This is a genomic window from Salisediminibacterium halotolerans (genome assembly GCF_003814815.1).
Classification (GTDB): domain Bacteria; phylum Bacillota; class Bacilli; order Bacillales; family Salisediminibacteriaceae; genus Salisediminibacterium; species Salisediminibacterium halotolerans.
In genome coordinates, this window is record NZ_RKQQ01000003.1 from 52,157 (window position 1) to 78,257 (window position 26,101).

Annotated in this window: 22 protein-coding genes; 14 read left to right on the forward strand and 8 right to left on the reverse strand. The window is 44.8% G+C overall.

The genetic code is table 11. The features are described from left to right. Positions 1 to 28: 28 nt before the first annotated feature. Both EDD67_RS05960 and pepF read left to right on the forward strand, forming a co-directional pair. On the forward strand, positions 29 to 1,096 hold the full coding sequence (locus EDD67_RS05960) for a competence protein CoiA family protein (protein ID WP_121439802.1): 1,068 nt from the start codon (positions 29 to 31) through the stop codon (positions 1,094 to 1,096). 67 nt (positions 1,097 to 1,163) lie between these two features. Next, positions 1,164 to 2,972: an oligoendopeptidase F gene (pepF, locus tag EDD67_RS05965; protein WP_121439801.1), complete on the forward strand. Its 1,809-nt coding sequence runs from the start codon at positions 1,164 to 1,166 to the stop codon at positions 2,970 to 2,972. Positions 2,973 to 3,365: 393 nt separating this feature from the next. Here pepF and EDD67_RS05970 read toward each other — a convergent pair whose 3' ends face one another. The 4 genes from EDD67_RS05970 to EDD67_RS05985 form a co-directional block, all read right to left on the reverse strand. Continuing rightward, positions 3,366 to 4,292, reverse strand: a complete 927-nt coding sequence (locus tag EDD67_RS05970; RefSeq protein WP_121439800.1) for a ClpXP adapter SpxH family protein — start codon at positions 4,290 to 4,292, stop codon at positions 3,366 to 3,368. Positions 4,293 to 4,308: 16 nt separating this feature from the next. After that, positions 4,309 to 4,707 carry a globin domain-containing protein gene (locus tag EDD67_RS05975; protein ID WP_093073700.1) on the reverse strand — a complete coding sequence of 133 codons (399 nt, stop codon included), beginning with the start codon at positions 4,705 to 4,707 and terminating at the stop codon, positions 4,309 to 4,311. A 182-nt stretch (positions 4,708 to 4,889) separates the two neighbouring features. Continuing rightward, complete coding sequence (locus EDD67_RS05980; RefSeq protein ID WP_121439799.1) at positions 4,890 to 5,588, reverse strand: lytic transglycosylase domain-containing protein; 699 nt, start codon at positions 5,586 to 5,588, stop codon at positions 4,890 to 4,892. 16 nt (positions 5,589 to 5,604) lie between these two features. After that, entirely contained in the window at positions 5,605 to 6,201 is a 597-nt protein-coding gene (locus EDD67_RS05985) for a CYTH domain-containing protein (protein ID WP_121439798.1), read from the reverse strand. A 151-nt stretch (positions 6,202 to 6,352) separates the two neighbouring features. Here EDD67_RS05985 and yjbM point away from each other — a divergent pair, with 151 nt between their 5' ends. The 7 genes from yjbM (at position 6,353) to EDD67_RS06020 (ending at position 10,897) form a co-directional block, all read left to right on the forward strand. Next, positions 6,353 to 6,997, forward strand: a complete 645-nt coding sequence (yjbM, locus tag EDD67_RS05990; RefSeq protein WP_093073694.1) for a GTP diphosphokinase — start codon at positions 6,353 to 6,355, stop codon at positions 6,995 to 6,997. Then, positions 6,900 to 7,817: an NAD kinase gene (locus tag EDD67_RS05995; RefSeq protein WP_121439797.1), complete on the forward strand. Its 918-nt coding sequence runs from the start codon at positions 6,900 to 6,902 to the stop codon at positions 7,815 to 7,817. The genes yjbM and EDD67_RS05995 overlap by 98 nt, the downstream gene beginning before the upstream one ends. Further along, the gene (locus EDD67_RS06000; protein WP_242005999.1) at positions 7,814 to 8,734 is read left to right on the forward strand and encodes an RluA family pseudouridine synthase; all 921 of its coding nucleotides are present in this window, start codon (positions 7,814 to 7,816) and stop codon (positions 8,732 to 8,734) included. Before EDD67_RS05995 ends, EDD67_RS06000 begins: the two co-directional genes overlap by 4 nt. A gap of 68 nt (positions 8,735 to 8,802) precedes the next feature. Next, complete coding sequence (gene fabI, locus EDD67_RS06005) at positions 8,803 to 9,585, forward strand: enoyl-ACP reductase FabI (protein ID WP_093073688.1); 783 nt, start codon at positions 8,803 to 8,805, stop codon at positions 9,583 to 9,585. A gap of 92 nt (positions 9,586 to 9,677) precedes the next feature. Continuing rightward, positions 9,678 to 9,932 carry a hypothetical protein gene (locus EDD67_RS06010; RefSeq protein ID WP_123875810.1) on the forward strand — a complete coding sequence of 85 codons (255 nt, stop codon included), beginning with the start codon at positions 9,678 to 9,680 and terminating at the stop codon, positions 9,930 to 9,932. A gap of 74 nt (positions 9,933 to 10,006) precedes the next feature. Continuing rightward, positions 10,007 to 10,552, forward strand: coding sequence for an NADPH-dependent FMN reductase (locus EDD67_RS06015; RefSeq protein ID WP_121439796.1), 546 nt, complete (start codon positions 10,007 to 10,009; stop codon positions 10,550 to 10,552). 96 nt (positions 10,553 to 10,648) lie between these two features. Beyond that, positions 10,649 to 10,897 (forward strand): hypothetical protein, encoded by a 249-nt coding sequence (locus EDD67_RS06020; protein ID WP_093074551.1) that lies wholly within the window; start codon positions 10,649 to 10,651, stop codon positions 10,895 to 10,897. Positions 10,898 to 10,932: 35 nt separating this feature from the next. Here the strand turns inward: EDD67_RS06020 and EDD67_RS06025 are convergent, their stop codons facing one another. After that, positions 10,933 to 11,658, reverse strand: coding sequence for a GntR family transcriptional regulator (locus tag EDD67_RS06025; protein ID WP_121439795.1), 726 nt, complete (start codon positions 11,656 to 11,658; stop codon positions 10,933 to 10,935). Between the two features lie 132 nt (positions 11,659 to 11,790). After that, a complete protein-coding gene (locus EDD67_RS06030) occupies positions 11,791 to 12,945 on the reverse strand; it encodes a TIGR04053 family radical SAM/SPASM domain-containing protein (RefSeq protein ID WP_242005997.1) in 1,155 nt (384 codons plus the stop codon). Between the two features lie 194 nt (positions 12,946 to 13,139). Here EDD67_RS06030 and EDD67_RS06035 point away from each other — a divergent pair, with 194 nt between their 5' ends. Both EDD67_RS06035 and EDD67_RS06040 read left to right on the forward strand, forming a co-directional pair. Next, complete coding sequence (locus tag EDD67_RS06035; RefSeq protein WP_121439794.1) at positions 13,140 to 14,249, forward strand: TIGR04053 family radical SAM/SPASM domain-containing protein; 1,110 nt, start codon at positions 13,140 to 13,142, stop codon at positions 14,247 to 14,249. 232 nt (positions 14,250 to 14,481) lie between these two features. After that, complete coding sequence (locus EDD67_RS06040) at positions 14,482 to 16,056, forward strand: diguanylate cyclase domain-containing protein (RefSeq protein ID WP_158638209.1); 1,575 nt, start codon at positions 14,482 to 14,484, stop codon at positions 16,054 to 16,056. Between the two features lie 53 nt (positions 16,057 to 16,109). Here the strand turns inward: EDD67_RS06040 and EDD67_RS06045 are convergent, their stop codons facing one another. Together EDD67_RS06045 and EDD67_RS06050 are read right to left on the reverse strand one after the other, a co-directional pair. Next, positions 16,110 to 16,433: a DUF4870 domain-containing protein gene (locus EDD67_RS06045; RefSeq protein WP_093074559.1), complete on the reverse strand. Its 324-nt coding sequence runs from the start codon at positions 16,431 to 16,433 to the stop codon at positions 16,110 to 16,112. Positions 16,434 to 16,466: 33 nt separating this feature from the next. Further along, the gene (locus EDD67_RS06050) at positions 16,467 to 17,108 is read right to left on the reverse strand and encodes a helix-turn-helix domain-containing protein (protein WP_121439792.1); all 642 of its coding nucleotides are present in this window, start codon (positions 17,106 to 17,108) and stop codon (positions 16,467 to 16,469) included. Between the two features lie 292 nt (positions 17,109 to 17,400). Between EDD67_RS06050 and EDD67_RS06055 the strand changes: the two genes are divergently transcribed. The 3 genes from EDD67_RS06055 to EDD67_RS06065 all read left to right on the forward strand — a co-directional run bounded on the left by EDD67_RS06055 (position 17,401) and on the right by EDD67_RS06065 (position 26,059). Continuing rightward, positions 17,401 to 19,644 carry an alpha/beta hydrolase gene (locus tag EDD67_RS06055; protein ID WP_121439791.1) on the forward strand — a complete coding sequence of 748 codons (2,244 nt, stop codon included), beginning with the start codon at positions 17,401 to 17,403 and terminating at the stop codon, positions 19,642 to 19,644. A gap of 305 nt (positions 19,645 to 19,949) precedes the next feature. Further along, a complete protein-coding gene (gene gltB / locus EDD67_RS06060) occupies positions 19,950 to 24,548 on the forward strand; it encodes a glutamate synthase large subunit (RefSeq protein ID WP_121439790.1) in 4,599 nt (1,532 codons plus the stop codon). 23 nt (positions 24,549 to 24,571) lie between these two features. Then, a complete protein-coding gene (locus tag EDD67_RS06065) occupies positions 24,572 to 26,059 on the forward strand; it encodes a glutamate synthase subunit beta (protein ID WP_121439789.1) in 1,488 nt (495 codons plus the stop codon). The last annotated feature ends 42 nt before the right edge of the window (positions 26,060 to 26,101 follow it).

The window sequence follows — 26,101 nt, forward strand, 5'->3', positions numbered from 1 at the left end:
TTATAGTTAGCAAAAAGGAGCTGAAGTCTTGAAAGATAACGGTGAAAACCAATCAAGAAATGAGAGTGCTGAACATCTGACAGCAAAACGGATGACAGAAAAATGGCTGCAGCGATACGGTTTTGTCCCGGAGATCGAAGCGGCTGTACCGGGAACGTGCCGCCGCGCTGATATTGCTGTGCAAATTGGCAAACGTATGCAGGCGATTGAATTTCAGCGGTCTGCCATCGCGCCGGAATTGTTTCATACGCGGACAACAGACTACTTAAGAGCCGGATACAACCCGATCTGGATCGGATTAAAACCTCCTGGTGTACCGAAATCCGCTGTTCAACTGATCTCGTTTGAACAGCTCGACAGCTTGTGCGTTTCGTTTAAACCTCTTCCTCATGCACTGTATTTAGATGTCAAGCGAATGAAGTGGGTGTTCATTTCCGCTTTTTTGTTTATTCAACCCCGGAAAATCCTGATTCGCCGCACTGATCACTCATTTGAAATCTCTCCTGATATTCTTTTCAGCCGAACTGGCCGCTTGCTTCCCGAAAGAATCGACATTGATACATGTCAATCCTTTTTACAGATCTGGAAAAGGGAAACTTATCTTAAACGCACACAAAAATACCTCCGTATAACTCCCGCCGAAAGAACCGTCCTTTCTGAATTACAAAATTTTCAGCTCAATTTAAACTGTTTCCCTGCTTTGTGCAACATTCCTCTTCTTACACAGTATACAATGAGAACAGCTCCGCATCTTTGGCAAACGTGGTTCGTGCTGACTGTGTTAAACCGGACGCCTGTGGGAACAGCTCTTACGCTGAGACAGCTCTCTTATAAAATTGAGCGCTCTTTACCTGACTTGGGATTTACGGTTTCTGCCAATAATGTTCATCCCCGCGACCGATTAAGGCCGCTGTTGCGTGAGTATTTAGACGTTCTCTGCGAATTCGGGGCATTGCAGCGTCATTTTAACGGGGTGTACAAAGTTATCCATCATGTTACTGTGAAAAAAACGATGACAACACTGCTCGATGATGATGCTTACGTTTTGAACCGAACCGAATCGCGCTTTAAACAATATGCAAAAGCAAATGCTTGAAATGAAGATCGAATTATCAGTAAAATAAGAAGTATTAAAAAGCCAATTAAAGCGGAGGTAAATATAAATGACGAATGCAGCACTGCCGAAACGAGAAGAGGTTCCGAAAGAAAGAACGTGGGATTTAGAAGATATTTTTGCGACAGATGAAGAATGGGAAGCGTTGTTTGCGGAAGTTCAGTCGATGCTCCCGGAGCTCGAACGTTTTCGGGGGACATTACATAAATCAGGGGAACAGATGGCCGATGCGTTAATTTATGAAGACCGGATTGCTGAAAAATTAGGCAAGCTCTTTGTTTATGCTCGAATGAGAAATGATCAAGACACAGCTGATTCTTATTATCAAGGTTTGCATGATCGCGCCGGAATGCTTGTTACAAATGCGAATCAGGCATCGTCATTTATAACCCCGGAGATCTTGGCGATTGATGAAAGAACCGTTCAAGCGTTTGTTCAGGAAACTCCGGCGCTGCATGTTTACAAACACGCTTTAGAAAAGTTAAACAAACAGCGGCCGCATGTTTTGTCCGAACAGGAAGAATCAATCATGGCGCAAGCAGGTGAAGTAACAGCTGCATCTGCGAATACGTTCGGTATGCTGAATAATGCTGATTTAAAATTTCCGCAAATTAAGGATGAAGAAGGGGAGTATCAAGAAGTTTCCCACGGAAGGTTTTTGCGGTTTATGCAGAGCGATCATCGTCAAGTACGAAAAGATGCGTTTCAAAGTCTGTATTCGACATATGAAAAATACCGCAATACATTTGCCAGCACGTTAAGCGGGCAAGTGAAAAAGAATATTTTTCAAGCGAATGTTCGCGGCTATAAAAATGCACGAGAGGCAGCACTAAGTAAAAATCATATTCCTGAAACTGTCTATGATCAATTGATTGAAACAGTGAATAATAATTTACATCTCCTCCACCGTTATGTCGACATTCGAAAACGGGCGCTTGAGCTCGACGAATTGCATATGTACGATTTGTACACGCCGATTGTCAAAGATGTGAATATAAAAGTAAGTTACGAAGAGGCGCAAGAAGAGATTTTAAAAGGATTGACACCTTTAGGTGAAGAATACACGTCGATTGTTCAAGAAGGTTTTAATCACCGGTGGGTCGATGTAGATGAAAACGAAGGAAAACGAAGCGGCGCATATTCCTCTGGCACTTACGGAACAAAGCCGTATATTCTTATGAACTGGCAAGATGATGTGCAAAATATGTTTACACTCGCACATGAATTCGGACATTCTGTGCACAGTTATTATACCCGAAAGCACCAGCCATTTCCGTATGCAAACTATTCGATCTTCGTCGCAGAAGTCGCTTCAACTACGAATGAAGCATTGTTGAACCGTTATATGTATGAGAAGGAAACTGATAGACAACGCCGTCTTTATTTGCTGAATCAATTTCTTGAAGGATTTCGCGGCACCGTGTTTCGTCAAACAATGTTTGCTGAGTTTGAGAAGCGTATTCATGATATGGCTGAAAACGGCGAACCGTTGACGGCAGATAATTTGAGCAGCGAATACCGCTTGCTTAATGAAAAATATTTCGGTGATCAGCTCGTCATCGATGATGAAATTATGATGGAATGGGCGAGAATTCCGCATTTCTATATGAATTTTTACGTTTATCAGTATGCCACCGGCTATAGCGCGGCAGCAGCGCTGGCAGAACAGATTCTCGGCGAAGGAGAGCCGGCTGTAAACAGATTTACAGACTTTTTAAAAGCGGGGAGCTCAGATTATCCGATTGAAGTATTGAAAAAGGCAGGGGTAGATATGACTTCTCCTGATCCGGTCAATAAAGCTCTCAATGTTTTTGAAAAAACATTAGACGAGCTCGAACAGTTAATGTTTGCGAAGTAAAGACAGTGTTTTTGGGAGTGAATACCCCGAAGGCCGTGAAAATCTGAATGAAGAGCTGAAGAAAGTCAAATACAGATAAAATCATGACAGGGGAAAAGTATCACTGTTATAAAAGCCGGATGAGCGTGCTCGTCCGGCTTTATCTCAAGAAAGCGCTGTATCATCAGCGCAAATATTTTGACACATTTGTGAACTGTTTCACTAATTGTTGCGCGAAGGGGGGCAGAGTTGTTATTATTAAATTGTGAAAGGGATCACATAACTCCCCTTGTATATGTGTGACGTCTTTACCCCTTGACGGACACCTCCTTTCAAGACAAAAGACAATATTCCGAACACAAAAAACCAGGCCGACCCCGCCTGGTTTTTTGTGTTGTTAATCTATTAAATTAGTTAATAACACGGTGCTAATGTTCGCCAAACCGATCCGTGCTTTGTTTTTGTTTCATCTACTAAGCAACGGAGCTGTAATTTTTTTAATTCATGCCGAACATCTTCAATCGATAAATCGTAAATAATGGCGAGTTCTTTTTCCGCAACGACGGAATAAAAAGACACAAACTGTTCGATTGAAATCAGCGGGCATTTTTCTAAAGGTTTCCCGAGCAAATCTTCAAGAATATCAACATAAATTGAATACGAATAATTTCCTTTGATTTTTATTCCGGGCTCATTAGGATCTTCTCCTAAAATCACCATCGAAGGGACAGTGTCGATATTCATATCATTTGTTGTTTGCATATCAGACTCTAAAGCTTTCTTTGGTTCCTCAGAAGCTAAATCAGCTTCAAAAGCTTCAATATCCATACCGTCAATATGACGGGCACAATCAATTAAAACGTTTTTATCTGCAATATTTTTCTTTTTCAAAAATAACGCTTCACGGATCCGCCGGGAATATTTAGAACCGATTGATTTACCTTGCATTTCGGCTGCTTTGATCGCCATTGCTGCTGTGTAAGGTGTCGTTAAAGGGTTCTCATACCACACATCGCCTTCACACGGAATACCGGTCCGGCAAGCTGTTTCATGGTAGGAATTCGCCATGTCTTGAACACGGTTTTGTAACTTCTTTCCTGATTGAGAGGAGGACTTATCCGGTGATATACCGATAAAGGTTTTGAGCCTTAAATAATGGCCGTATTCCATTTGCAATTTTTTTATAATCGGATCGATCACCCAGCATTCCGGGCATAAGGGATCGATAAATAAATAAATTTCAACCGGTCTTTCTTCAGTAGTATAAAATGACGACGGATCAGTCGGACAATAAGCACCTTGACTGTCGTCACATACGTACATGTACCTGTTATTCGCCATCGGATCTTCCCCCAATTCAGCGTCGTATAGTCTCATCATCTGTACTGTTGATCATATGTTTGGCTGTGTGGGAAAGTCGATCAAACATTGCCTCGCGGACATTTTTTTCAATGCCGGTGTCAACAAGTGCAGCAGCCATACAAGCCAGCCAGGCTTGAGCTTTCGTTTCGGTGATTTTAAAGGGCATGTGTCTCGCCCGGAGCATAGGGTGTCCGTGTTCTTCAGTATAAAGCGGCTGGCCGCCAAAAAATTGTGTTAAAAATTGTTTTTGTTTCCTTCTTGTTTCTGTTAAATCATCCGGAAATAATTCAGTTAATTCATCATCAGCACTGACGCGGTCATAAAACTGGTCAACGAGTTTGTGAAGGTTTTCTTCTCCGAGATGATCGAAAATTGTTACAGGTTGATTCGTCATGTTGAGCTCCTCTTTAGTTAATGTACCGTCATTGTAGCAAGGAGGGGTATAGATGACAACAAATCCGAACTGACGCTCCATGGAAAAAAAGAGATTATAAAGAAACAACCGTTAAGAAACGGTTGTTTTTGTATGCAGACTGACTGCTTCGATATGCAAGGTGTTAACATCCCAGGTCCAAATCAGGCGTTACGCCTGGCATTGGCGGTATCGATAACACGGGGGACATAAGCTTCAGTTTCTGCGAACGGCGGGACACCATTGTACTTATCAACATTGGCTGGTCCGGCATTATAAGCAGCCACAGCAAGTTTTTCATTACCGTCAAACCGTTCGAGCATGTTTTTTAAATACCGTGTGCCGCCGTCGATATTTTCGGCAGGATTGAAGCTGTCGGAAACACCGAGGCCTTCAGCCGTTGCCGGCATCAATTGCATCAATCCTTCTGCTCCGGCATGGCTCGTGACATCGGTTTGAAAACCCGATTCGTGTTCGATCACACTGTAAATCAAAGATTCATCGACTTGATATTTTGCAGCAGCCTCTTCGATTAAAGAAGTGAATTCATGATCTTTAACCTCGCTGTTAATAGCGGGCTGAGAGGGGGCCGTTATTTTCGTTTCGGCTGATTGGAGGTCAGTCAGATCCGGGAGCATAAAAGACGATCGTCCCGCGCTGAGAACAGGCGTATGCTGTAATTGATTGATCAACATTTGATTGCGGTTTTGCAGGATATTCATTTCTTGCTGCAAAAAGTCGTTAAAGAAAGAAGTATGCTGACCGGACATTGCGTTAAGTCCTGATTCGTTCGATGCAAAACCGCTCTGAAATGGAGCTGAAGCTGCACCGGATGCGGTCGGATTCATGAAGAACTGGTTCATGCGATATCTCCTTTACTTATTTGCTTTGATCATCGCGGTCTGTTTTCGCCTGATAGAAACGCTCGATCTTGTTGCGCGGCGAGTTTCTTACCAGCTGCCAATCTTGGAGCAAGCGTTCAAATGCTTTTTTTCCTTCTGTTTCATCACTGCATTCAAATTCTAATTCATAATCAGTGAAATCAAAATAATTGCTCTTGTCAAGAACTAACAGACCATCATCGAGTTTGGCTTCACTCCGCGCGGTTTTCAAATACCCGAGGTATTGCACATCCGGCTGTGGGGATCCGGTGAGATCCGCAATGCGATGCGCAACATCGCCGTCGGGAACAGTGCCTGAGTTTTTCATCTGCATGAACTCTTCTTCAGTTAATTCTTGATGGGTTTCCAGCAAACCTTTTTCATGAGGCTCTTTTAATGTTAGAATACAGCGGCTGTTCTTATTCCGAACGCGCAAAGCGGCTCCAGCTGAGCGGAGTCCGAATACCGCAGTGTCAAAATAATGGTTCGTCTGTTCTGCGATCGGTGTTCGCATATGCTGGAAATAGTCAAGCATGTTATCATAAGTGTTTTCGTCGATCAGCTGTTTAAATTCGATTTCAATTTCTTGGTTCATAACGGAGTCACCTGCTGTTAATATAGTCGAATATATTATTCCATATTCATGGGAGGAACGCAAACTGCTTAAAAATGCCAAGAGCCGGTGACGCAAAGAGATAATATGATAAAATATACATAGAAAAGTGTTGTGAGGGTGGTGATCGCAGATGATTGACTGGGATGTTATGCTGACGCCTTATAAACAGGCGGTTGAGGAACTGAAAATAAAAATGAAAGGTATTCGAGATCAATATCAGTTAACGTCGAAACACACGCCGATTGAATTTGTTACAGGCCGAGTAAAACCGGTATCAAGCATTCTCGAAAAAGCGAAAAGAAAAAATATTCCTCTGGATCAACTCGAAGACGAAATGCAGGATCTTGCTGGTGTGAGGATTATGTGCCAATTTGTCGGCGATATTGATACAGTCGTGGAATTAGTTAAAGCGCGAACAGATTTTGAAATAGCGGAAGAGAGAGATTATATAAAAAATAAAAAGCGCAGCGGCTACCGCTCATATCATATGATTTTGCGTTATCCGGTCCAGACGATCGACGGGGAAAAACCGATCTTAATCGAGTTGCAAATTCGAACGCTGGCGATGAATTTTTGGGCGACGATTGAACATTCGCTGCAATATAAATATTCCGGTGAAATCCCGGAAGAAATCGAGGAAAGACTGCAAAAGGCAGCCGAAGCAGCCTATTTGCTTGATGAGGAGATGTCAAAAATCCGCGGTGAAGTACAGGAAGCGCAGCAGATCATATCTGAAAAACAGGAGACGCTTCGAAAGAACTCCCCGCCGCGATGAGAATGGCAGAAAGGAAGTTGGTCAGATGAAGTTTTTTGTGAAGTCTCGCGGAGATGATGATTCTAATTTATTAACAGAGAAAATCAGGCATTATTTGTTAGAGTTTGCGATGGAAGAGAGTAAAGAGTCACCCGAGATTGTGATATCAGTCGGCGGGGACGGCACGCTGCTTGAGGCGTTTCACCAATATACAGACCGTCTTGATGAAATTGCCTTTGTCGGTGTTCATACCGGTCATTTAGGGTTTTATGCAGACTGGCAGCCGGACGAAGTCGAAAAGCTGGTCATTCACATTGCTAAAACGCCGTTTAAAGTTGTTGAGTACCCGCTTCTCGAGGTCACGATCCGTCATCAAGGAGAGCGTTTATCAGATCGTTATCTTGCTTTAAATGAGTGTACCGTGAAAAGTATGGAAGGCTCTGTTGTGATGGACATTGAGATTAAAGGAGATGCTTTTGAAACGTTTAGGGGAGACGGGCTTTGTATTTCCACTCCTTCCGGAAGCACGGCTTATAATAAAGCTTTGGGAGGAGCGATTTTGCATCCGTCGCTTTCTTCAATTCAGCTTGCCGAGATGGCATCGATCAATAATCGGGTTTACCGGACAATCGGATCACCGCTTGTTTTGCCTCAGCACCATACATGTTTTATGAAGCCGAAGTATGCCGATCAGTTCCGGGTTACTGTAGACCATTACAATTTGTATGAAGATAATATTCAATCGATTCAGTGCAGAGTAGCTGATGAGCGAGTGCGCTTTGCCCGTTTTCGTCCGTTTCCTTTTTGGAAACGTGTTAAGGAGTCGTTTATTGCAGAATGAGACATCATGAAATTTCGATGGAATGGACGGTGTCTCAAGAAGACAACGGCTTGAATTTACGGTCGTATTTGTTAATGAAGAAAGATATTTCACGCCGGCTGTTGACGGATATAAAATTTGCCGGAGGTTCATTGCTTGTAAATAATAAACAGAGCACTGTCCGGTCCAATTTAGTTGCCGGCGATCGGGTGAAAGTGATCTTTCCGCCTGAACCTGTCAGTGAATTTATTCCTCAGTCATCTGTTGATTTATCGATCGTTTATGAAGATAAGCATTTGCTTGTGATTGATAAACCATCGGGCATTTCAACGATCCCGTCGAGAGACAGGCAAGCTGATTCCGTTGCCGGAGCTGTCCTTGCCTACTACAGCCGGACCGCCTGGCCGGCTACGTTTCATGCGGTTAACCGCCTCGATAAAGAAACCTCGGGATTAATGATTGTCGCTAAACACCGTTATGCTCATGATCAGTTCGCGAAGAAACAACGGATGCAGGAAGTGAAAAGACAGTACACGGCGCTTGTGCACGGGGAAATCTGCTGGTTCAACGGGATGATTCATGCGCCGATTGCGCGGAAAGACTCAAGTATTATCGAAAGAAAAGTCGATGAAAGCGGGAAGGAAGCTCATACAGCTTTTGCAACTGCAGCGGTAATGAATGAAGCTTCGCTAGTAAATGTGTCTTTATTCACTGGACGAACCCATCAAATACGCGTACATTTTGCCTGGCTCGGTTACCCGCTCGTTGGCGACAAGCTGTACGGCGGATCGATTTATCATTCAAACGCTCACTTGCTTCATGCATCGCAAATAGCGTTTATCCACCCGTTTACAAACGAGATGCATTATTTCACTTCTGCATTGCCCGAGCGTTTTACAACCTGCAGTTTATTCCCGGATCAAACGAACGGTCATTGACGGTTAAATTATTATAAAGTAAAATTATGACCAGCTACTAATGCTTGTCGAATAGAGGAGGAACATTTATGCAATTGGATTTATCAAATAAAACTTACGTCGTCATGGGAGTTGCCAATAAGCGGAGCATTGCTTGGGGAATTGCGGAGACCCTCGATCAAGCGGGCGCCCGTTTGATCTTTACTTACGCCGGGGAACGGTTTGAAAAAAATGTTAAAGACCTCGTCAGTGAGCTTCCATCAGCTGACAAACACTTGGTATTGCCTTGCAATGTATCAAGTGATGAAGAAATTGCCGACACGTTTGCGCAAATCGGCGAAAAAGTCGGTGTGATTCACGGAATTGCCCATTGTATCGCGTTTGCCGAAAAAGCTGAGCTGGAAGGTGAATTTTTAAATGCAACCCGGGAAGGCTTTTTAAATGCTCAAAACATCAGCGCTTATTCCCTGACAGCCGTCTTAAAAGAAGCACGTCCGCTCATGACCGAGGGCGGATCGGTGATAACACTAACGTATCTCGGCGGCGAGAAAGTTGTTAAAAACTACAACACGATGGGCGTCGCCAAAGCAAGTCTTGATGCCAGCGTCCGCTACTTGGCTAATGATTTAGGGAAAGAAAACATTCGCGTGAATGCTATTTCAGCAGGCCCGATTCGGACACTTTCAGCTAAGGGTGTCGGCGGGTTCAATGATGTGCTCCAGGCAATGGAGGATCATGCGCCGTTAAAGCGTACGGTAACACAAGAAGAAGTCGGCAAATCGGCGTTCTTTTTACTGAGCGATCTTTCAAGCGGTGTCACTGGAGAAATTTTGCATGTTGACGGCGGCTACAGCACAATCGGCTTAATGTAAAAAGTATTTATGAAACACCACCTTAATGCAAGGTGGTGTTTTTTTGTCATGATTAAAAGGACTGCGGGAAGGGTATAGATGAGTACGAGGTGATGGCTATGGGATATATTCCGCCAGTTACTTATGATCAAAATAATGTTTATGCCGGAAGAGAGCCAAGTGTTATGCCGTTAATACAAGGACCTTCCGCAGTTGAAAGGATTCAGTTTCACGAAGCGTTAAAAAATCATGAGAAACCAAAGGCTTATTTGCACGCCTCTTTAAAAAAGAAACAGCAGCTTATGCAAGCAAAACTTATTGAAAATTCACTTACAGACCGCGGAGAAAGATTCGATAAATCCGTTTAACGGATAAGTTCCCTTTCCTTTTCGGGAAAGGGAACACCGCTGTTATAAATATTATCTTTCATGGAGGGGTTACAATGTCTTATTATATTGCAGGATTTGCTGGAAGTTTACGTAAAGGGTCATTTAACAAAAATGTCTTAAACTTTGTTGCTGAGCGTGAGAATGATGTTTACATACATCCGTTTGACGAGCTTCCTTTGTTTAACGCTGATTTAGAGTCCGGCGGCGATCCTGTACAAGTGAAACGCTGGAAAGATCAAATCAAGCAGGCAGACGGACTGTTTATTGTAACACCGGAGTATTCGCACGCTATGCCCGGGGTGGCAAAAAACGCACTTGATTGGGCGGGAAGCATCGCGAATGAAAACGTGCTTGATAAAAAGCCGGTGATGATTATCGGAGCTTCGCCAACCGGAATGGGTACCGGATTTGCTCAGGCACAAATGCGTCAAGTGCTGGCAGCTTGCGGCGCTTATGTAATGCCGCAGCCAGAAGTATTTATCGGCAGAGTGCATAACATTATGGATGAAAACGGCCGGTTAACCGATCAGGGGACCGTTGACTTTTTAGCGGACGCCATCAATGAATTCCGCAGTTTTATTGCAATGTGCCAACAGTAAACGAATGCAGAAATTTCGCACTTTAAGCAAACTGCTTGATCCGCTGTTCACATTTAGGTAAGGTGTATATTGAATTTACCTATTGGAGTGAACAGCATGAACTTGTTAGACTGGAAATTCAGCAAAAACGGTCAAGTGAAAGCTTGGTTTTCAGTATATCCTCGATCAACCGTCATTCTCCATTTTGTTTCGGGCTACTATTTTACGTTTATGGCTGTATGGTCCGCTTTTGACCCGGCCCCGAAACGCGCGGATTTAGAGGAAATGGAAAGAATAATCAACGATGAACTCGGCTGTTTAGAGGAGTATGAAATACGGCGTTCAGCGCAAAAATTGGAGATTTAAAAAAACTTCCTGCACTGTTTACAGGAAGGTTTTTATTATGAGCGGCTCATTTGGATACGGAAACGATATCGATCCGCTCTGTACCTTGATTTGACGAATTCAAAGGGACGTCCGTCAGCAAGAAACGTCATACGTTCAATTAATAAGACAGGCGCGCCTTCGGGGAGCGAAAGCAAATTCATTTCGCGTTCGTTCACAATGGACGATTCAATTACTTGCGAAGCGCTCCCGATCGCGAGCCCTAGTTTACTTTCGATATAATTGTACAGCGAATCGTAAATCACTTCTTCGGTCAGACCGGTGATAACATCACAAGGAACCCAAGTTGTTTCTAAAGCCATCGGCTGATCATCTGCAAGGCGGATCCGTTCAATTTCATAAACTTGTGCGCCGAGAGCAATGTTAAGTTTTCCGGCAATATAGTCCGAAGCTTCGCGCACCTGGAAAGACAGCATTCGATTACTCGGCACAAAGCCGCGTTCACGCATATCTTCAGTGAAGCTAGTTAATCCTTGCAGCGGCTGGTCAATTTTGGATTCGTTAACGAACGTGCCGGTTCCTTTTTTTCGATGCACGTAACCATCGTTTACAAGTTTTGTGATAGCTTGCCGTACAGTCATGCGGCTGATGTCGTAGGTATCTGCATACTCTCGTTCGGACGGAAGGACATCCCCCGGCTTTAATATTGCTTGTTCAATTTCTTTTTGAATTTTTTCTACAAGCTGAAAATAAATCGGGATCGGCGATTGTTTATCTATCATACTATCATCCTTTTACGCGTAAAGTGTCATAGACCACTGTTCCTCTTGCTTTTAGCACAGTGTACAGCGGTAAAGAAAAGGAGTCAAGCGTTAAGTTTTCTGCGAAAATCATCGCCGTTTTTCATCCGCTTCTCAATCTCGATAAGCTGCCGGAATATAAACACAATACGGTTCGCTGCCGAGATAATCACCGGTGACCGCATAAGTTCTTGATCGTGATCCGCCGCAAACGTAGCGGTATTCACAGACGCCGCACTTGCCTTTATAATTATCAGGGTTGCGGATAGCTTTCAAAACCGGGGATTCCCGATAAATTTCTTTAAGCGATGATTCTTTGACATTCCCCACCTCGATCGGAAGCAAGCCGCTCGGCATAACATTGCCTTTATGGTCGATGAAAATGAAACCGTTCCCGTCATTCACCCCTTTAGGCGCCCGTTTTAGTCCGTCGATTTCCGAAGCCGTGTCAGAAATGGCATCAGCATAGCGAATGTGTTCCTTGTCAATCAGCTGTTCTTTCGCTTTTTGCTGGATGACGACGCGACGGTGATGCTGAGCAGCGGTTGTTTTAATATCAAAATTTGAGGTTTTGTTTAATTCATAAAGCCAGCGAAAGACTTTCTCGTGTTCAGCGGCTGATAAACAGTGTTCCTGCTGACCGCGCCCTGTCGGCACAAGCATAAAAATATACCACATAATGACGTCCAGTTCTTCAACAAGTTCAGCCATTTGTTCTAATTGATCGACATTGTATTTCGAGATAACCGTATTGATTTGCAGAGGCATATTAAGTTCTTTTAATGCTTTGATCTTTTCAAGTGTTAAGTCGAAAGAGCCGGATGTGCCGCGAAAATGATCGTGCGTTTCAGGTGTCGGTCCGTCTAAACTGAAAGCCCAGCGTGACAAGCCGACTTCTTTCGCTTTTTCCATCTTTTCTTGCGTTACATTATCCGTAGCACTTGGTGTCATTGAGACGCGCATCCCTTTTTTAACAGCGTAATCCGCGAGTTCGAATAAATCTTTGCGCATCATACAGTCCCCGCCGGTGAATACGAGCATCGGATTATTCATCGCATAAATTTGATCGATCAGTTCAATACCTTCAGCAGGTGTCAATTCTTCCGGATGAGGCTCGACTTGAGCATCCGCCCGGCAATGAAGACAGCGCAGTTCGCATGCACGTGTTACTTCCCAAATGACAATGAACGGGTCTTGATTGTAATCGATTCCCATTGGTCCTAATTTTGTTTCCGTGCCGGTCTGTTGAGAAGCAGCGTGAGTATGCATAGTTGATCACCAACTTTTTAAAATTAATTACAGTTTAATTTTACGATATTGTGAAGAGTGAAAAGGATCCTTTATGTTACATCTCGGCGACAATTTTTGTCCTTCCGCTGTGACTTGCATCACCGCCTGTTTTCGGCAAATACATGTAGAATCGAAACAAAATCAATGATCGAAAAGACAAGGGTGTGTAAAAAATGATCAAGAAGGATTATGATCAAAATCCGTTTATTGTTATTTGGGAGCTCACGAGAGCCTGTGAATTGCAGTGCTTGCACTGCCGGGCGGAAGCACAATACCGCCGCCACCCGAATGAACTTTCTTTTACGGAAGGTAAAAAGCTGATTGATGAAATTGAAACGATGGACCGGCCGATGCTTGTATTTTCCGGCGGCGACCCGCTTATGCGAGGTGACGTATTTGAATTGGCCTCCTATGCCGTTTCAAGAGGCATTCGAGTATCGATGACGCCTTCAGCGACACCGAATGTGACGAAAGAAGCGATGATAAAAGGGCAGAGCGCAGGTTTATCTCGTTGGGCTTTCAGCATTGATGGACCTGACGAACAAATACACGACTATTTTCGCGGCACTGCAGGTTCTTTTAAACTGACTGTTGATGCGATTCGGACACTCCATGAATTAAATATGCCGGTGCAAATCAACACCGTCATTTCCTCGTTTAATGTGAATGAATTGGAGCGGATGGCTGCGCTTGTTTCCGAATTAAAATGCGTACTGTGGAGTGTGTTTTTTCTCGTCCCTACCGGCAGGGGCGAAGAAAAGCATATGATCAGCCCGGCGGAACATGAACGCGTCCTTCATTGGCTTTTCAATCATTCAAAAACGGCGGAGTATGATATTAAAACAACGGCCGCTCAGCATTACCGCCGTGTTGTGATTCAGCAAAAAAAGCGCGCGGATGCGTCGGAAAAACCGATTGATTATCAAGACACCTTAAAAACCGGGATGATCGGTGCTGTCGATGGCCTCGGACGCGCTCCGAAAGGTGTAAATGACGGCAACGGCTTTGTATTTATTTCTCATACAGGCGACATTTATCCGAGCGGACTGCTTCCGGTTAAAGGCGGTAATGTGCGCGATGACGGATTAGCAGAAGTGTACCGCCATTCACCGCTGTTTCAAGCCTTAAGAGACCCGTCAAATTATAAAGGGAAATGCGGCGTGTGCGAATACCGCTACGTTTGCGGCGGCTCGCGGTCGCGGGCCTACGCGTTAACAGGCAATTATTTGGAGAGTGAACCGGCCTGTGTATATATCCCCGAAGCTTACAGAGCAAGAAGTTAAAAAAAGCGTCCTGCTGATGATAGATCAGACAGGGCGCTTTTCTTGTCGTATCATGCAGTTATGCAATTTTCGACAATTGTATGATAGATTTGCGATTGGCAGTAAACCTTTCAGCCTAAAAACGGTTTAAAAAGAGGAGGAGAGTTCTATAATACTAAGACTAAATTACTTGAAAAGCGGGTAAGTAATATAAACAGCGTGAACTTAAAGACAGAATGCAGGCGGTGAGATGATGATTGAAAATACGAAAATTAAACAGTCGATGAATGAATTGACTGAAGATATTCTTAAAAAAATATATTTATCCGTTTTGCTTGTCGGTCTCTTATTTATGTTTGTTAATTTTTTGAATGAATTAAAACTTGCACAAGTGTCAATAACATATTGGATCGCTCCTTTATACACAGGTGTGCTATTTATTTATTTGTTTGCTTCCCGCTTTTCTTTTCGGTTCCGGGCTTATGCGGTAATTCTTTTGATTTTATTTGTCGGGCTTTTAAGCAGTTTTTTCTACGGGATGCTCGGTCCTGCCGTACTTTTTTACATCGGCTCTGCGTATACCGCGATGCTTTTACTGTCAAAAAAAGAAACGGTTGTATTGATTGCCGGTGCGTTTGTTGCTTATACGGCGATTTATTTGCTGTGGGTGTATGAAGTGCTGACGCCGGCTTTTTCTCTCGATACGTATACGCATTCGTTAAATACCTTTGCAACAAGAATTGTCGCACTTCTGTTTTTTGTCGGTTTAATCATCGTCTCGCAATACAGGGTGAATCAGTTTTTAGTCCGTAAAGTGAATGAATTGAATCAGGCGAGGTCGGAAGTGAGACGGACGGGTGAAAAGCTGACGGTGCAAGAAGAAATCGCTGCGACAAACAGAGAACAGGCGCGGATAAGTCAAGAACATTATTCAGCGCTGATTGAAAACACTGCGGATTTGATATTTACGATGTCGCCAGCCGGATATTTGTTATCGGTAAATTCAAAGTTTGCCGAAAGTACAGGCATGAAAGAGGAAGATTTACGCTCGCAGCATTTTAAGACTCTTATTCAAAAAGACGGCGAAAAGAAAAAATTCGAAAGTGAATGGAATCATATGCTGAAAGCCGGTCAGGCTGTTCAATTTCTTACCAACAGGCATGATCAAATGAATGATCAACTGCTGACATATGAAATTTCAATGACGCCGATTTTTACGGACGATGATGAGTTATCGTTTGTGATCTGCCGTCAGCATGATGTGACAGTGCTAATGAATAAAGAGAAACGAATCGAAAAGTTAGCATACTATGACCAGCTGACAGGTCTTGCAAATCGTGTTCATTTTGAAGAACGGGTGCAAGAAAGTCTCTCGCTGTCACAAACGGAGGACAAACAAATCGGCATCATTTATTTGGATCTCGATCGGTTCAAAAAAGTTAACGATACCGCCGGCCATCATGCCGGTGATGACTTATTAAAGGAAGCTTCAGAGCGGATGGCAGACGTTGTTCAACGTACCGGAGAAATCGCCCGGATGGGCGGAGATGAATTTGCGGTGTTATTTCAAAATAGAGCATCCGATACAGACTTTACCAATATGCTTGAACAAACAGCGAAAGATTTAATCGAAAAATTGGAAGAACCGTATTATTTAAGAGAACATTCGTTTTATTTAAGCGCGAGCGCCGGGATTGTTTGTTCACCGGATCACGGGGTGGATTTCGATGTATTAATGAAAAACGTAGACAGTGCGATGTACGCAGCCAAAAATGACGGTAAAGGGTGCTGGAGATGGTGCAGTGCCGAAATCGAATCACACAGTTAGTCGAAAATGAAAACAGCCGGCCGAAGAACTGTCGGCCGGCTGTTTTCTGCGGGTCACAGAAATTTAATTGTAAACGGGATTCGGTAATACTCGCCGCTGAAAGCTTTCACAGCTGCGACGATGGTGATAATAAACACCCATAAGCCGACAATCGCCGAAAGAAATAAACCGATAACGATAATCGCCAAGATTGCACTGATAACAAAATAAATCGTCGAAGATATAAATAAGTTTAAGTATTGTCTGCCGTGAAAATCGATAAAATCCGAATCGTTTTTCTTGATCAGCCAAATAATCAAGGGGCCGATAAAAGCAGTGAAAAAACTGATCAGATAGATCAGCATCGCAAGCAATCGTTCATCGTTCGTCAATTCCATCACCTGTTTCTTTACTTAATCGTTCATTTCATTTTAGCGAACGCTGTGAACCCAGCCGAACTGTATCGCCTTTCGTACAGCCTCTGTCCGGTCAAAGGCGTTTATCTTTTGCAAAACCTTGTTAATCTTAACAGAAACAGTCGATTGCGCAAAATGAAATTTGTTGGCAATGTCTGTATTCGATTTTCCTTCGAGAATAGACTGTAAAATTTCATGCTCGACGTGTGTTAGTATTGAGTACGGTTTATGACGGTCCAGCTTTAAGTGTCGGATCCGTTTTTTCGACCAATGATTTTTATCAAGATAATTGCAGATTAAGTAATGGAGGTTTCCTTCGATAAAGCAGCCGTAAGCAGCAATATCAGCAATGACTAATTCTGTTTGTGAGGCAGCCGTGTGGAGGGAAACAAGTCCGTTTATCGGCAGGTGCAATAGATGCAGTGTGTCTTCCCCCGGTTTGGTGCGAAACAATACAAGACAGGCGGCATTCTCTTTTTCGTTTTTAGCCAGCGAAGTGATTTCTTGATTGACGGTTTCGGATAGTTCATCGACAAGGAAAATGTACCATTTGCTATAAGAGCTGTGCTGAGTGTTAATCCGATCTTCAATTTTTTGTTTAATCCGATCCGGGCAGATTGTTGAACGGTCTTGCCATATAATTGCAGGAGTTGTCATGTTATGTTCCTCCAAACATTGAAAATGTGACAAAAAAATGAAATTACTGTCATGATAAATGAGTTTTTCAGCATAAGCAAAGTTTTATCAAAAAAATAGTGATTTTGGTTTAGTCATTTTTTGTTGTGTGATTACCAGCTCGGCGTCTGAGCGTTGATAATTCATTGTTGCATGTTTTTTTGTATTAACTGAGGGGAAGTACTTTTATCAGTATGGATAAAAATACGATGGCTCGTTATTTACCAAATTTGATATACTGAACCCAATAAGAATCGATGAGAGGACTAAGCAGATGGTGACACGAGTTTTGAAGTTATATTTATCTCCGTTATTAAAACAAGTGATCAGCCGGGTGAAGCAAACCGGCTCTTTTGATGTTGAGAAAACAGCTTTGCTCGGCGGGATTTGGGCCGCCGGGATGTTTGCTGTGGCTATTGGCGGTGCCGGCAATCCGACAGGGTATGGCATTTTTATTGACATTTTTGTTTACATTACGCTGCACAGCGTTTTATTTATTGCATCCGTATCGCTTGTCGGGATCATGTTATCCTTGCTGTTTATTCCGGTGCCGCGACTGACTGTCGGGGCGCTCTTTTACACGTTCGCACTCTGTTACTGGATGCTTGAAGAGGCAAATATTTATGAGCCGTTCGCAGCATTCTTCAGCGGAATATACACAAATGCCGCATTTGCGCTCGGGTTGTTGGCCGCGCTGCTTAAAACGCCAACGTTAAATGCAGGAACAAAAACAGCAGGCGCGGCGATTCCGGCTGCGATGATAAGTTTGTTTTTATTTTATTCGCCTTCGATCGAACATGAGGATCCGGGGTCTTCTTTCGACCATATGGGGGCTGTTAAGCCGATTGATGAACTTTCACCGGCGGCGGACGGCGTGTACAAGGTCGACCATTTCACTTACGGGAATGGCGAAGACCGGCACCGGGAGCGGTTTGCTGACAGTGTCGGTATTGTAACAAACACGGTCAACGCTTCGGCATACATTGATGATTGGGAAGATCGGCGGACAAAGTTTTGGGGATTTGATGAAACGGAACTGCCGCTTAACGGTGAAGTTTGGATGCCTGATACAGAAGAGGCAGAAAAGCATCCGCTCGTTTTAATGGTGCATGGCAATCATCGTATGGAAAATTTTTCAGAAGGCGGGTATGAGTACCTCGGTGAAATGCTTGCTAGTCAAGGATTTATCGCGGTTTCTGTTGACCAAAATTTCTTGAATTATTCCGGATGGTCGGGTATTCCCGATGATGATTATTGGCTCAGGGCATGGTTTCTGCTTCATCATTTAAACGAGATTGCCGGAATGTCAAGCGAACCGGGCAATCCGTTTTTTGAACGGACTGACCTTGAGAGCACGGCGCTGATAGGTCATTCCCGCGGGGGACAGGCAGCGGCTATGGTGGGAGATTACGAGCGCTGGTTTGCTGATGAGCCGGCGGCGGAAGTGATGAACGATATCGATCTTAAAAGCATTGTTTCCCTTGCTCCGACGGACACACAAGTCGATGATCAACGGCCTGAACTTTTTGATACGAGTTATTTATCGATTCACGGTGCGCTTGACGGCGATGTCCATAACTTTCACGGTGACAGACAGTACGGCCGAGTTAATATAGAACCGGGGAGCGAGCATAAAAGAGCAGGGGTATATATTGCGGAGGCAAACCATAGCCAATTCAACACGGATTGGGGCCGGATGGATATGCGTCTTCCCGGCGGACTGCTTTTAAACCGAGAGCAACTGTTGGAACCGGATGAACAGCAAGAGGCAGCTAAAGTTTATATTTCTGCTTTTCTGCGCTCTACACTGACTGATGAGCGCCGGTTCGATCGATTGTTTAGGGATCCGCGCTATGGTGCAGATTGGCTCCCGGATACAAAGTATGTTACCCGTATGGAAGACGGCGCTTATCAAAGACTCGTCGACTTTAATCAAGCCGAAAATGATTTTTCCTTTGCGGGCGGCGTATCGCTTGAAGCTGACGGGTTTGATCTGTACGATGTCCGCCAGGCTGTCAACCGTTCAGGAAACCGCAAACGAACAGAAGGCGCGGTCGTTCAATTCCAAGCTGACGGGTTATTATCGTTTGAATTGCCAGATGACAATGCAGAAGACATCCTGGCAGGTGAATACGAAACATTCGCTTTGTCGATGGCCAATCTTGACCGCAAGCTCAACGATGAAAAGGAAGAATTTAATTTTAATCATGTTCCGCAAGTTGAAGCCGTCTTAGTTATGAATAACGGCGAAAAAAAGTCTGCTGCGCTTGAACCTTTTGATCAAATCGCTGCATCGATTCATACGCAATATACCCGCATCCCGGCTTTCGATGATTACATGCGCGAGGACAAGTATGCAGAGGCAATTGAACCGGTTTTTGGTCTTTATGAATGGCCGCTCGGCGCTTTTTCGCAAGAAGAAGAGGTCGATCTGTCAGAGCTTGACCGGATCGAGCTGCGTTTTACAGACGGACCAGGGAAGTTGATGATTGACGACATTGGATTTTTCAAAAAGTGAAGATGAAAAATAAACGTGAGAATAAGCTTGCAGACCGGAGTATTCGGGATTTTGTCCCGCTCCGGTCTTTTCTTGTCCCGTTAAATAAAAAAATTTGTGAAAAAATTTCACGTTTCTCTATTAGAAACTTTGAGATAAACGTGTTACAATTATCAAAATCTTTTTAATTCTGCAGTTTTCCTATTTATATAGGCTAAACAATCAGCGGGGCCATGGAAGGGAGTGCAATTTACTCTTCCATGGTCTCGTCAAGTGTTGATTGAACTGACAGAAAAAGAAAATTTCAGTTGAGGAGGAGCGTACTCATGACTTATTTTGATTTTCCGGAACCGCAAGGACTGTATGACCCGCAAAATGAACATGAAGCTTGCGGAATCGGCATGATCGCTCATATTGACGGTCGCAAATCACACGATATTGTCCAAAATGCTATTACAACACTATGCAACCTGGAGCACCGCGGAGGTCAATCTGCTGATACAAGCACTGGGGACGGCGCCGGAATGATGACTCAAATTCCGCACCACTTCTTTTTAAAACAATTTCACAAGGAAGACGTAGCGCTTCCTGATGAGGGGCAGTACGGGATCGGTATGATCTTCTTCCCGCATGATCACAAAGCGCGCAAGAAAACACGCGCGATTTTAGAGCGGATCGTTCGCGAAGAAGGTCAACGAATACTCGGGTGGCGCACAGTGCCTGTGAATGACTCATTTGTCGGCCGCGAAGCGAAGAAATCTAAGCCGTTCATCCGTCAAATTGTTATCACACCGTCTGAGGAGTTAAAATCAGACCAAGATGCGTTTGAACGCAAACTGTATGTGATTCGAAAACGGACCGAACAAGCAACGATGCATGACAAAGATTGTGAGAATTTCTATATTTGCAGTCTGTCTACCCGCACGATTGTTTACAAAGGTATGTTAATTCCTGAACAGCTGGATTCGTTTTACATTGATTTGAATCACCCGGATTTTGTCACTTCATTTGCATTTGTTCACTCACGTTTCAGCACGAATACATTTCCAAGCTGGAAACGTTCGCACCCGAACAGATATACGATTCATAACGGTGAGTTTAACACCATTAAAGGAAATATTAATTGGATGATGGCACGGGAAAAAGCGGCAGCATCCGAAGCTTTTCCGCCGGAAGACTTAGAGAAAATCCTGCCGATTGTGGATACGAACGGCAGTGATTCATCGATGTTTGACAATGCATTTGAATTTTTGACCCTGTCCGGACGTTCGCTTGCGCATACAGCGATGATGATGATCCCGGAGCCGTGGGCTAACGATGAAACAATCGATCCGAAAAAACGCGATTTTTATGAGTATCACAGCACATTAATGGAACCTTGGGACGGACCGGCAGCGATTGCCTTCACAAACGGCAAGCAAATTGGCGCCTGTCTGGACCGCAACGGTCTCCGTCCGGCACGCTACTACGTTACAAAAGATGATATGATCTTTCTCGGTTCAGAAGTCGGTGCTTTAGATGTATTTTCTGAAGACATTGCTTATAAAGACCGGCTCGAGCCGGGGAAAATGCTGCTCGTTGATTTAGAAGAGGGACGGATTATTCCTGATGAAGAGATTAAGCAGGAGATTGCCGAAGCTCATCCTTATCGCGAGTGGATTGATGAACACATGAAAAACATCAATCAGCTGCCAAAAGGCTATCCGGTTCAGCGTCCGTTTGAGAAAGAAAAGCTGGCCGAACAGCAGCTGGCTCACGGTTACACGAACGAAGAATTTGAAAAAATTATCAAACCGCTCGTTCAAGGAGGCAAGGATCCTGTCGGCTCAATGGGGTATGATTCGCCGATTGCCGTGCTCTCAAAACAGCCGCAGCTGCTTTACAATTATTTCAAGCAACTGTTTGCGCAAGTTACAAACCCGCCGATCGATGCTATTCGTGAAGAATTGATTACGCAAGTGTCGACGACAATCGGTGCGGAAGGAAATCTCGCAGATCCGAAAGCGGAAAACTGCGAGCACATTCGTTTAAATACGCCGATTTTATCAAACGAAGATTTGGAGGCGGTCCGGCACGTTAATGAACGAAGCTTCCGAGCGAAGACGCTGCTTACTTTGTTTGATGTAACGAAAGAATCCGGTGAACTCGAACAGGCGTTAGAAGAGCTGTTTGACCGGGCAGATCAAGCGATTGAGGAAGGGAACACATTTTTAATTTTGTCTGACCGCGGCATTGATGAGTCGCATGCTTCGATCCCGGCGCTTCTTGCTGTTTCAGGTTTGCACCACCATCTGATCCGGCAAGGCACCCGCACAGGTGTAAGCATTTTATTAGAAACCGGGGAAGCGAGGGAAGTTCATCATTTCTCTACCCTAATCGGCTACGGTGCAGAAGGGATCAATCCGTATCTCGTATTCGATTCGTTGAAAGATTTGCTTGAGCGTAAAGAACTGGTCAAAATGCACCATAACGATGCTGTGCAAAAATATATTAAGTCCGTAACAGACGGAATTATGAAAGTCCTTTCAAAAATGGGGATTTCGACAATCCAAAGTTATCGCGGCGCACAAATTTTTGAAGCGATCGGTATTAACAGCGACGTGATTAACAAGTACTTCACGCGGACATCTACAAGAATCGGCGGAATCGGACTTGACCTCATCGAAGAAGAGACCCGTATACGTCATACGGCAGCCTTTCAGGAAAGCCGCGGCAAAGACAAGACGCTTGCTCCCGGTGATGAGTATCAATACCGGCAATTTGGCGAAGATCACCAGTACAATCCGCAGACAATTCATAAACTGCAGCACGCTTGCCGCTTAAATGATTATGAGCTGTTTAAAGAGTATTCGGAACTTTTGACAAATGAAGAAAATAACCTGCAGTCTGTACGAGGCCTGCTGAAAATGAAGAAGGCGCAATCGGTTCCGATTGACGAAGTTGAATCGGTTGAGACGATTGTTAAACGGTTTAAAACCGGGGCGATGTCATACGGAGCAATCAGTCAAGAAGCACACGAAGCTTTAGCGATTGCCATGAACCGGATCGGCGGTCAAAGCAACTCCGGGGAAGGCGGCGAAGATATCGACCGTTTCACTGAAGACGAAAACGGCGATTCCCGCCGCAGTTCAATCAAGCAAGTTGCTTCCGGGCGCTTTGGCGTGAAAAGTCATTACCTTGTGAACGCTGATGAAATTCAAATTAAAATTGCACAAGGCGCGAAACCGGGTGAGGGCGGTCATTTGCCGGGTAATAAAGTCTATCCGTGGATCGCGGAAGTTCGCGGCTCAACGCCAGGTGTTGAATTAATTTCACCGCCTCCGCACCATGACATTTATTCGATTGAAGATTTGGCTGAGCTGATACACAATTTAAAAAATGCCAACCCGAGTGCACGGGTCAGCGTGAAACTCGTGTCAGCTGCCGGTGTCGGTACAATTGCTGCCGGTGTGGCAAAAGGCCGGGCTGATCTGGTGTTAATTTCCGGTTACGACGGCGGAACAGGCGCTGCACCGCGGACGAGTTTGAAGCATGCCGGTTTGCCGTGGGAAATCGGTTTAAGCGAAACACATCAAACATTATTGTTAAACGGACTGCGCGACCGAATAACCGTTGAAACAGACGGAAAGATGATGAGCGGACGCGACGTTGTCGTCGCCTCCTTGCTGGGAGCTGAAGAATTCGGATTTTCAACGGCGCCGCTCGTTATTCTCGGCTGTGTAATGATGCGCGTTTGCCATTTAGATACATGTCCGGTCGGTGTGGCAACGCAAAATCCGGAGCTTCGTGCAAAGTTCATGGGTACGGCTGATCATGTCGAAAACTTTATGCTCTTTGTCGCACAAGAAGTGCGTGAATTGATGGCAGAGCTCGGTTTCCGGAATATGGACGATATGATCGGCCGAACAGATTTGCTTGAAGTAAATGAAGAGGTTCAACACTGGAAAGGGAATTCACTCGATTTGAGCAGTTTGCTCTACAAACCTGAGGTTCCTGCTCACATGCCGCGCCATAAAACACGCGAACAAGATCACGGTATTGATACTTCGCTTGATATGGAAGAATTAATTCCGTTTTGCGAAGATGCGTTAGAGCATAAAGTGCCGGTGAAAGGAACGTTTGCGATTCGAAATATTAACCGCGTTACCGGAACGATTCTCGGGAGCGAAATTTCTAAACGTTACGGCTTGGAAGGTCTTCCTGAAGACACGATTCGACTGAGCTTTAAAGGTTCGGCCGGTCAAAGCTTCGGTGCTTTTATTCCGAACGGAATGACGCTTAAATTGGTCGGAGACGCGAACGATTATGTCGGAAAAGGGCTTTCCGGCGGGAAAATCATTGTACGCGCTTCAAGACAGCGGACGTTTGTGCCGGAAGAAAATATTATTGCCGGAAATGTATGTTTTTACGGGGCGACTTCCGGTGAAGCCTACATTAACGGAAAAGCCGGCGAACGCTTCTGTGTGCGCAACAGCGGAGCGAAAGTAATTACAGAAGGTGTCGGCGACCATGCGTGTGAATATATGACCGGCGGAAAGGTTGTTGTTCTCGGCGAGACGGGCAGAAACTTTGCAGCCGGAATGTCAGGCGGGATTGCGTACGTTCTTGACGAAAGTCCGGAGCCGTTTGCTGATAAATGCAATCAAGGTTTAGTCACGCTGGAACCGCTGGAAAGCGAAGAAGAAACGGCGATGATTTATGACATGATCAAACGTCATGTTGAGCACACTTACAGCGACAAAGGGAAGTACGTCTTAAAAAATTGGGATGCGCTCGTGGCGAAGTTCGTCCGTGTCGTGCCAAAAGATTATTTGGCAATTCAAAACCGTATTCAAGAACTTCTCGAAGAAGGAATTGAGTCGTACGATGCGCAAATGACTGCTTTTGAAGAAAGCAAGAAACAAAAAGCGGCACTGCTTAAGTGATACAAAGGAGGGATCGATAACCGATGGGCAAAGTGACAGGATTTATGGAATATAAACGGCAGTCACAACATACACGTGACCCTGGTGAACGAATCAAAGACTGGGATGATTATACGATCCCGCTTACAGAAGAGGAAGTACAAGAACAAGGAGCGCGCTGCATGGATTGCGGCGTACCGACTTGTCATACAGGAATGGAAATTGAAAACGGGACATCCGGGTGTCCCGTTTACCACCTCATTCCCGAATGGAACGATCTTGTTTATCGCGGACAATGGCGCGAGGCGCTGAAAAAAGAGCATGAAATGAATAACTTTCCGGAATTTACCGGCTATACGTGCCCGGCTCCTTGTGAAGGCGCATGTGTTTTAGGGATTAACGAACCGCCGGTGGCGATTCGCACGGTTGAACGGTCTATTATCGATAAAGGCTTTGCTGAGGGCTGGGTCCAGCCGAAGCCGCCGAAACAACGGACCGGAAAACATGTTGCCGTTGTCGGCTCCGGCCCGGCTGGAATGGCTGCGGCCGACCAGTTGAATAAAGCCGGTCATAATGTCACTGTTTATGAGCGGGATGACCGCCCGGGCGGCCTGCTCACGTACGGCATTCCCGAGGCGAAATTGCCTTATTATATCGTTGAACGGCGCATTCAGCTGTTAAAAGACGAAGGCATCACATTTGTGACGAATACAAAAATCGGCGAAGATATTACAGCAGATAAGCTCAAAGAAGACAACGATGCGGTGATCCTTTGTACCGGAGCCACGCAGCACCGTGATATTCCTGCAGAAGGAAGTCACTTGAACGGTGTACATTATGCAATGGATTTTCTGCACAGCAATACGAAAAGTCTGCTTGATTCAGATTATGAAGACGGCGAATACATCTCGGCCGAAGGGAAAAATGTTGTTGTCATCGGCGGCGGCGACACCGGTACCGATTGTATTGCAACGTCTATGCGCCACGGCTGCAAGAACTTAACGCAGTTTGATATTTACCGAAAACGCGGTGATGAGCGGGATGTTGAAGCGAACCCATGGCCGCAGTGGCCGATCGTGCACCGTGATGAGTACGGTCATAAAGAGGCAGCAGCTGTTTTCGGCAAAGACCCCCGCGCTTACGGCGTGATGACAACCCGCTTTGTCGGTGACGATGACGGGAATTTAAAAGAAGTTCATACGGTAGAAGTCGAATCGAAAAAAGAAAAAGACGGAAGGCGGATTCGTAAAGAAATTCCCGGCACAGAACAGGTTTGGCCGGCTGAACTCGTCTTTTTAGCGATCGGTTTCAGCGGACCGGAACAAAGCTTGATCGAACAGTTTGGTGTTGAAACAACCGATTGGTCGACGGTGAAAGCGGAGCATGAAGATTATCGCACGAATGTCGACGGGGTCTTTTCTGCCGGCGACATGCGACGCGGACAAAGCCTTGTTGTTTGGGCAATTAATGAAGGCCGCGGTGTTGCACGCGAATGCGACCGTTATTTGATGGGAAGCACCGTCTTGCCGTAAAACTTAAAATTAGTCAGTACCCCCCCCTCACCTTTTAACAGG

Bases quoted from the DNA above. Each gene is read 5' to 3' on its own strand.
- EDD67_RS06010 (WP_123875810.1), top strand. From the start codon at position 9,678: ATGGCTATGGGATATATTCCGCCAGTTACTTATGATCAAAATAATGTT.
- EDD67_RS06045 (WP_093074559.1), bottom strand. From the start codon at position 16,433: ATGGAATTGACGAACGATGAACGATTGCTTGCGATGCTGATCTATCTG.
- EDD67_RS06015 (WP_121439796.1), top strand. From the start codon at position 10,007: ATGTCTTATTATATTGCAGGATTTGCTGGAAGTTTACGTAAAGGGTCA.
- EDD67_RS05975 (WP_093073700.1), bottom strand. From the start codon at position 4,707: ATGACGAATCAACCTGTAACAATTTTCGATCATCTCGGAGAAGAAAAC.
- EDD67_RS06050 (WP_121439792.1), bottom strand. From the start codon at position 17,108: ATGACAACTCCTGCAATTATATGGCAAGACCGTTCAACAATCTGCCCG.
- gltB (WP_121439790.1), top strand. From the start codon at position 19,950: ATGACTTATTTTGATTTTCCGGAACCGCAAGGACTGTATGACCCGCAA.
- EDD67_RS06030 (WP_242005997.1), bottom strand. From the start codon at position 12,945: ATGCATACTCACGCTGCTTCTCAACAGACCGGCACGGAAACAAAATTA.
- EDD67_RS06040 (WP_158638209.1), top strand. From the start codon at position 14,482: ATGATTGAAAATACGAAAATTAAACAGTCGATGAATGAATTGACTGAA.
- fabI (WP_093073688.1), top strand. From the start codon at position 8,803: ATGCAATTGGATTTATCAAATAAAACTTACGTCGTCATGGGAGTTGCC.
- EDD67_RS05995 (WP_121439797.1), top strand. From the start codon at position 6,900: ATGAGGAGATGTCAAAAATCCGCGGTGAAGTACAGGAAGCGCAGCAGA.
- EDD67_RS06000 (WP_242005999.1), top strand. From the start codon at position 7,814: ATGAGACATCATGAAATTTCGATGGAATGGACGGTGTCTCAAGAAGAC.
- EDD67_RS06055 (WP_121439791.1), top strand. From the start codon at position 17,401: ATGGTGACACGAGTTTTGAAGTTATATTTATCTCCGTTATTAAAACAA.
- EDD67_RS05985 (WP_121439798.1), bottom strand. From the start codon at position 6,201: ATGAACCAAGAAATTGAAATCGAATTTAAACAGCTGATCGACGAAAAC.
- EDD67_RS05970 (WP_121439800.1), bottom strand. From the start codon at position 4,292: ATGGCGAATAACAGGTACATGTACGTATGTGACGACAGTCAAGGTGCT.
- yjbM (WP_093073694.1), top strand. From the start codon at position 6,353: ATGATTGACTGGGATGTTATGCTGACGCCTTATAAACAGGCGGTTGAG.
- EDD67_RS05980 (WP_121439799.1), bottom strand. From the start codon at position 5,588: ATGAACCAGTTCTTCATGAATCCGACCGCATCCGGTGCAGCTTCAGCT.
- EDD67_RS06020 (WP_093074551.1), top strand. From the start codon at position 10,649: ATGAACTTGTTAGACTGGAAATTCAGCAAAAACGGTCAAGTGAAAGCT.
- EDD67_RS06065 (WP_121439789.1), top strand. From the start codon at position 24,572: ATGGGCAAAGTGACAGGATTTATGGAATATAAACGGCAGTCACAACAT.
- pepF (WP_121439801.1), top strand. From the start codon at position 1,164: ATGACGAATGCAGCACTGCCGAAACGAGAAGAGGTTCCGAAAGAAAGA.
- EDD67_RS06025 (WP_121439795.1), bottom strand. From the start codon at position 11,658: ATGATAGATAAACAATCGCCGATCCCGATTTATTTTCAGCTTGTAGAA.
- EDD67_RS06035 (WP_121439794.1), top strand. From the start codon at position 13,140: ATGATCAAGAAGGATTATGATCAAAATCCGTTTATTGTTATTTGGGAG.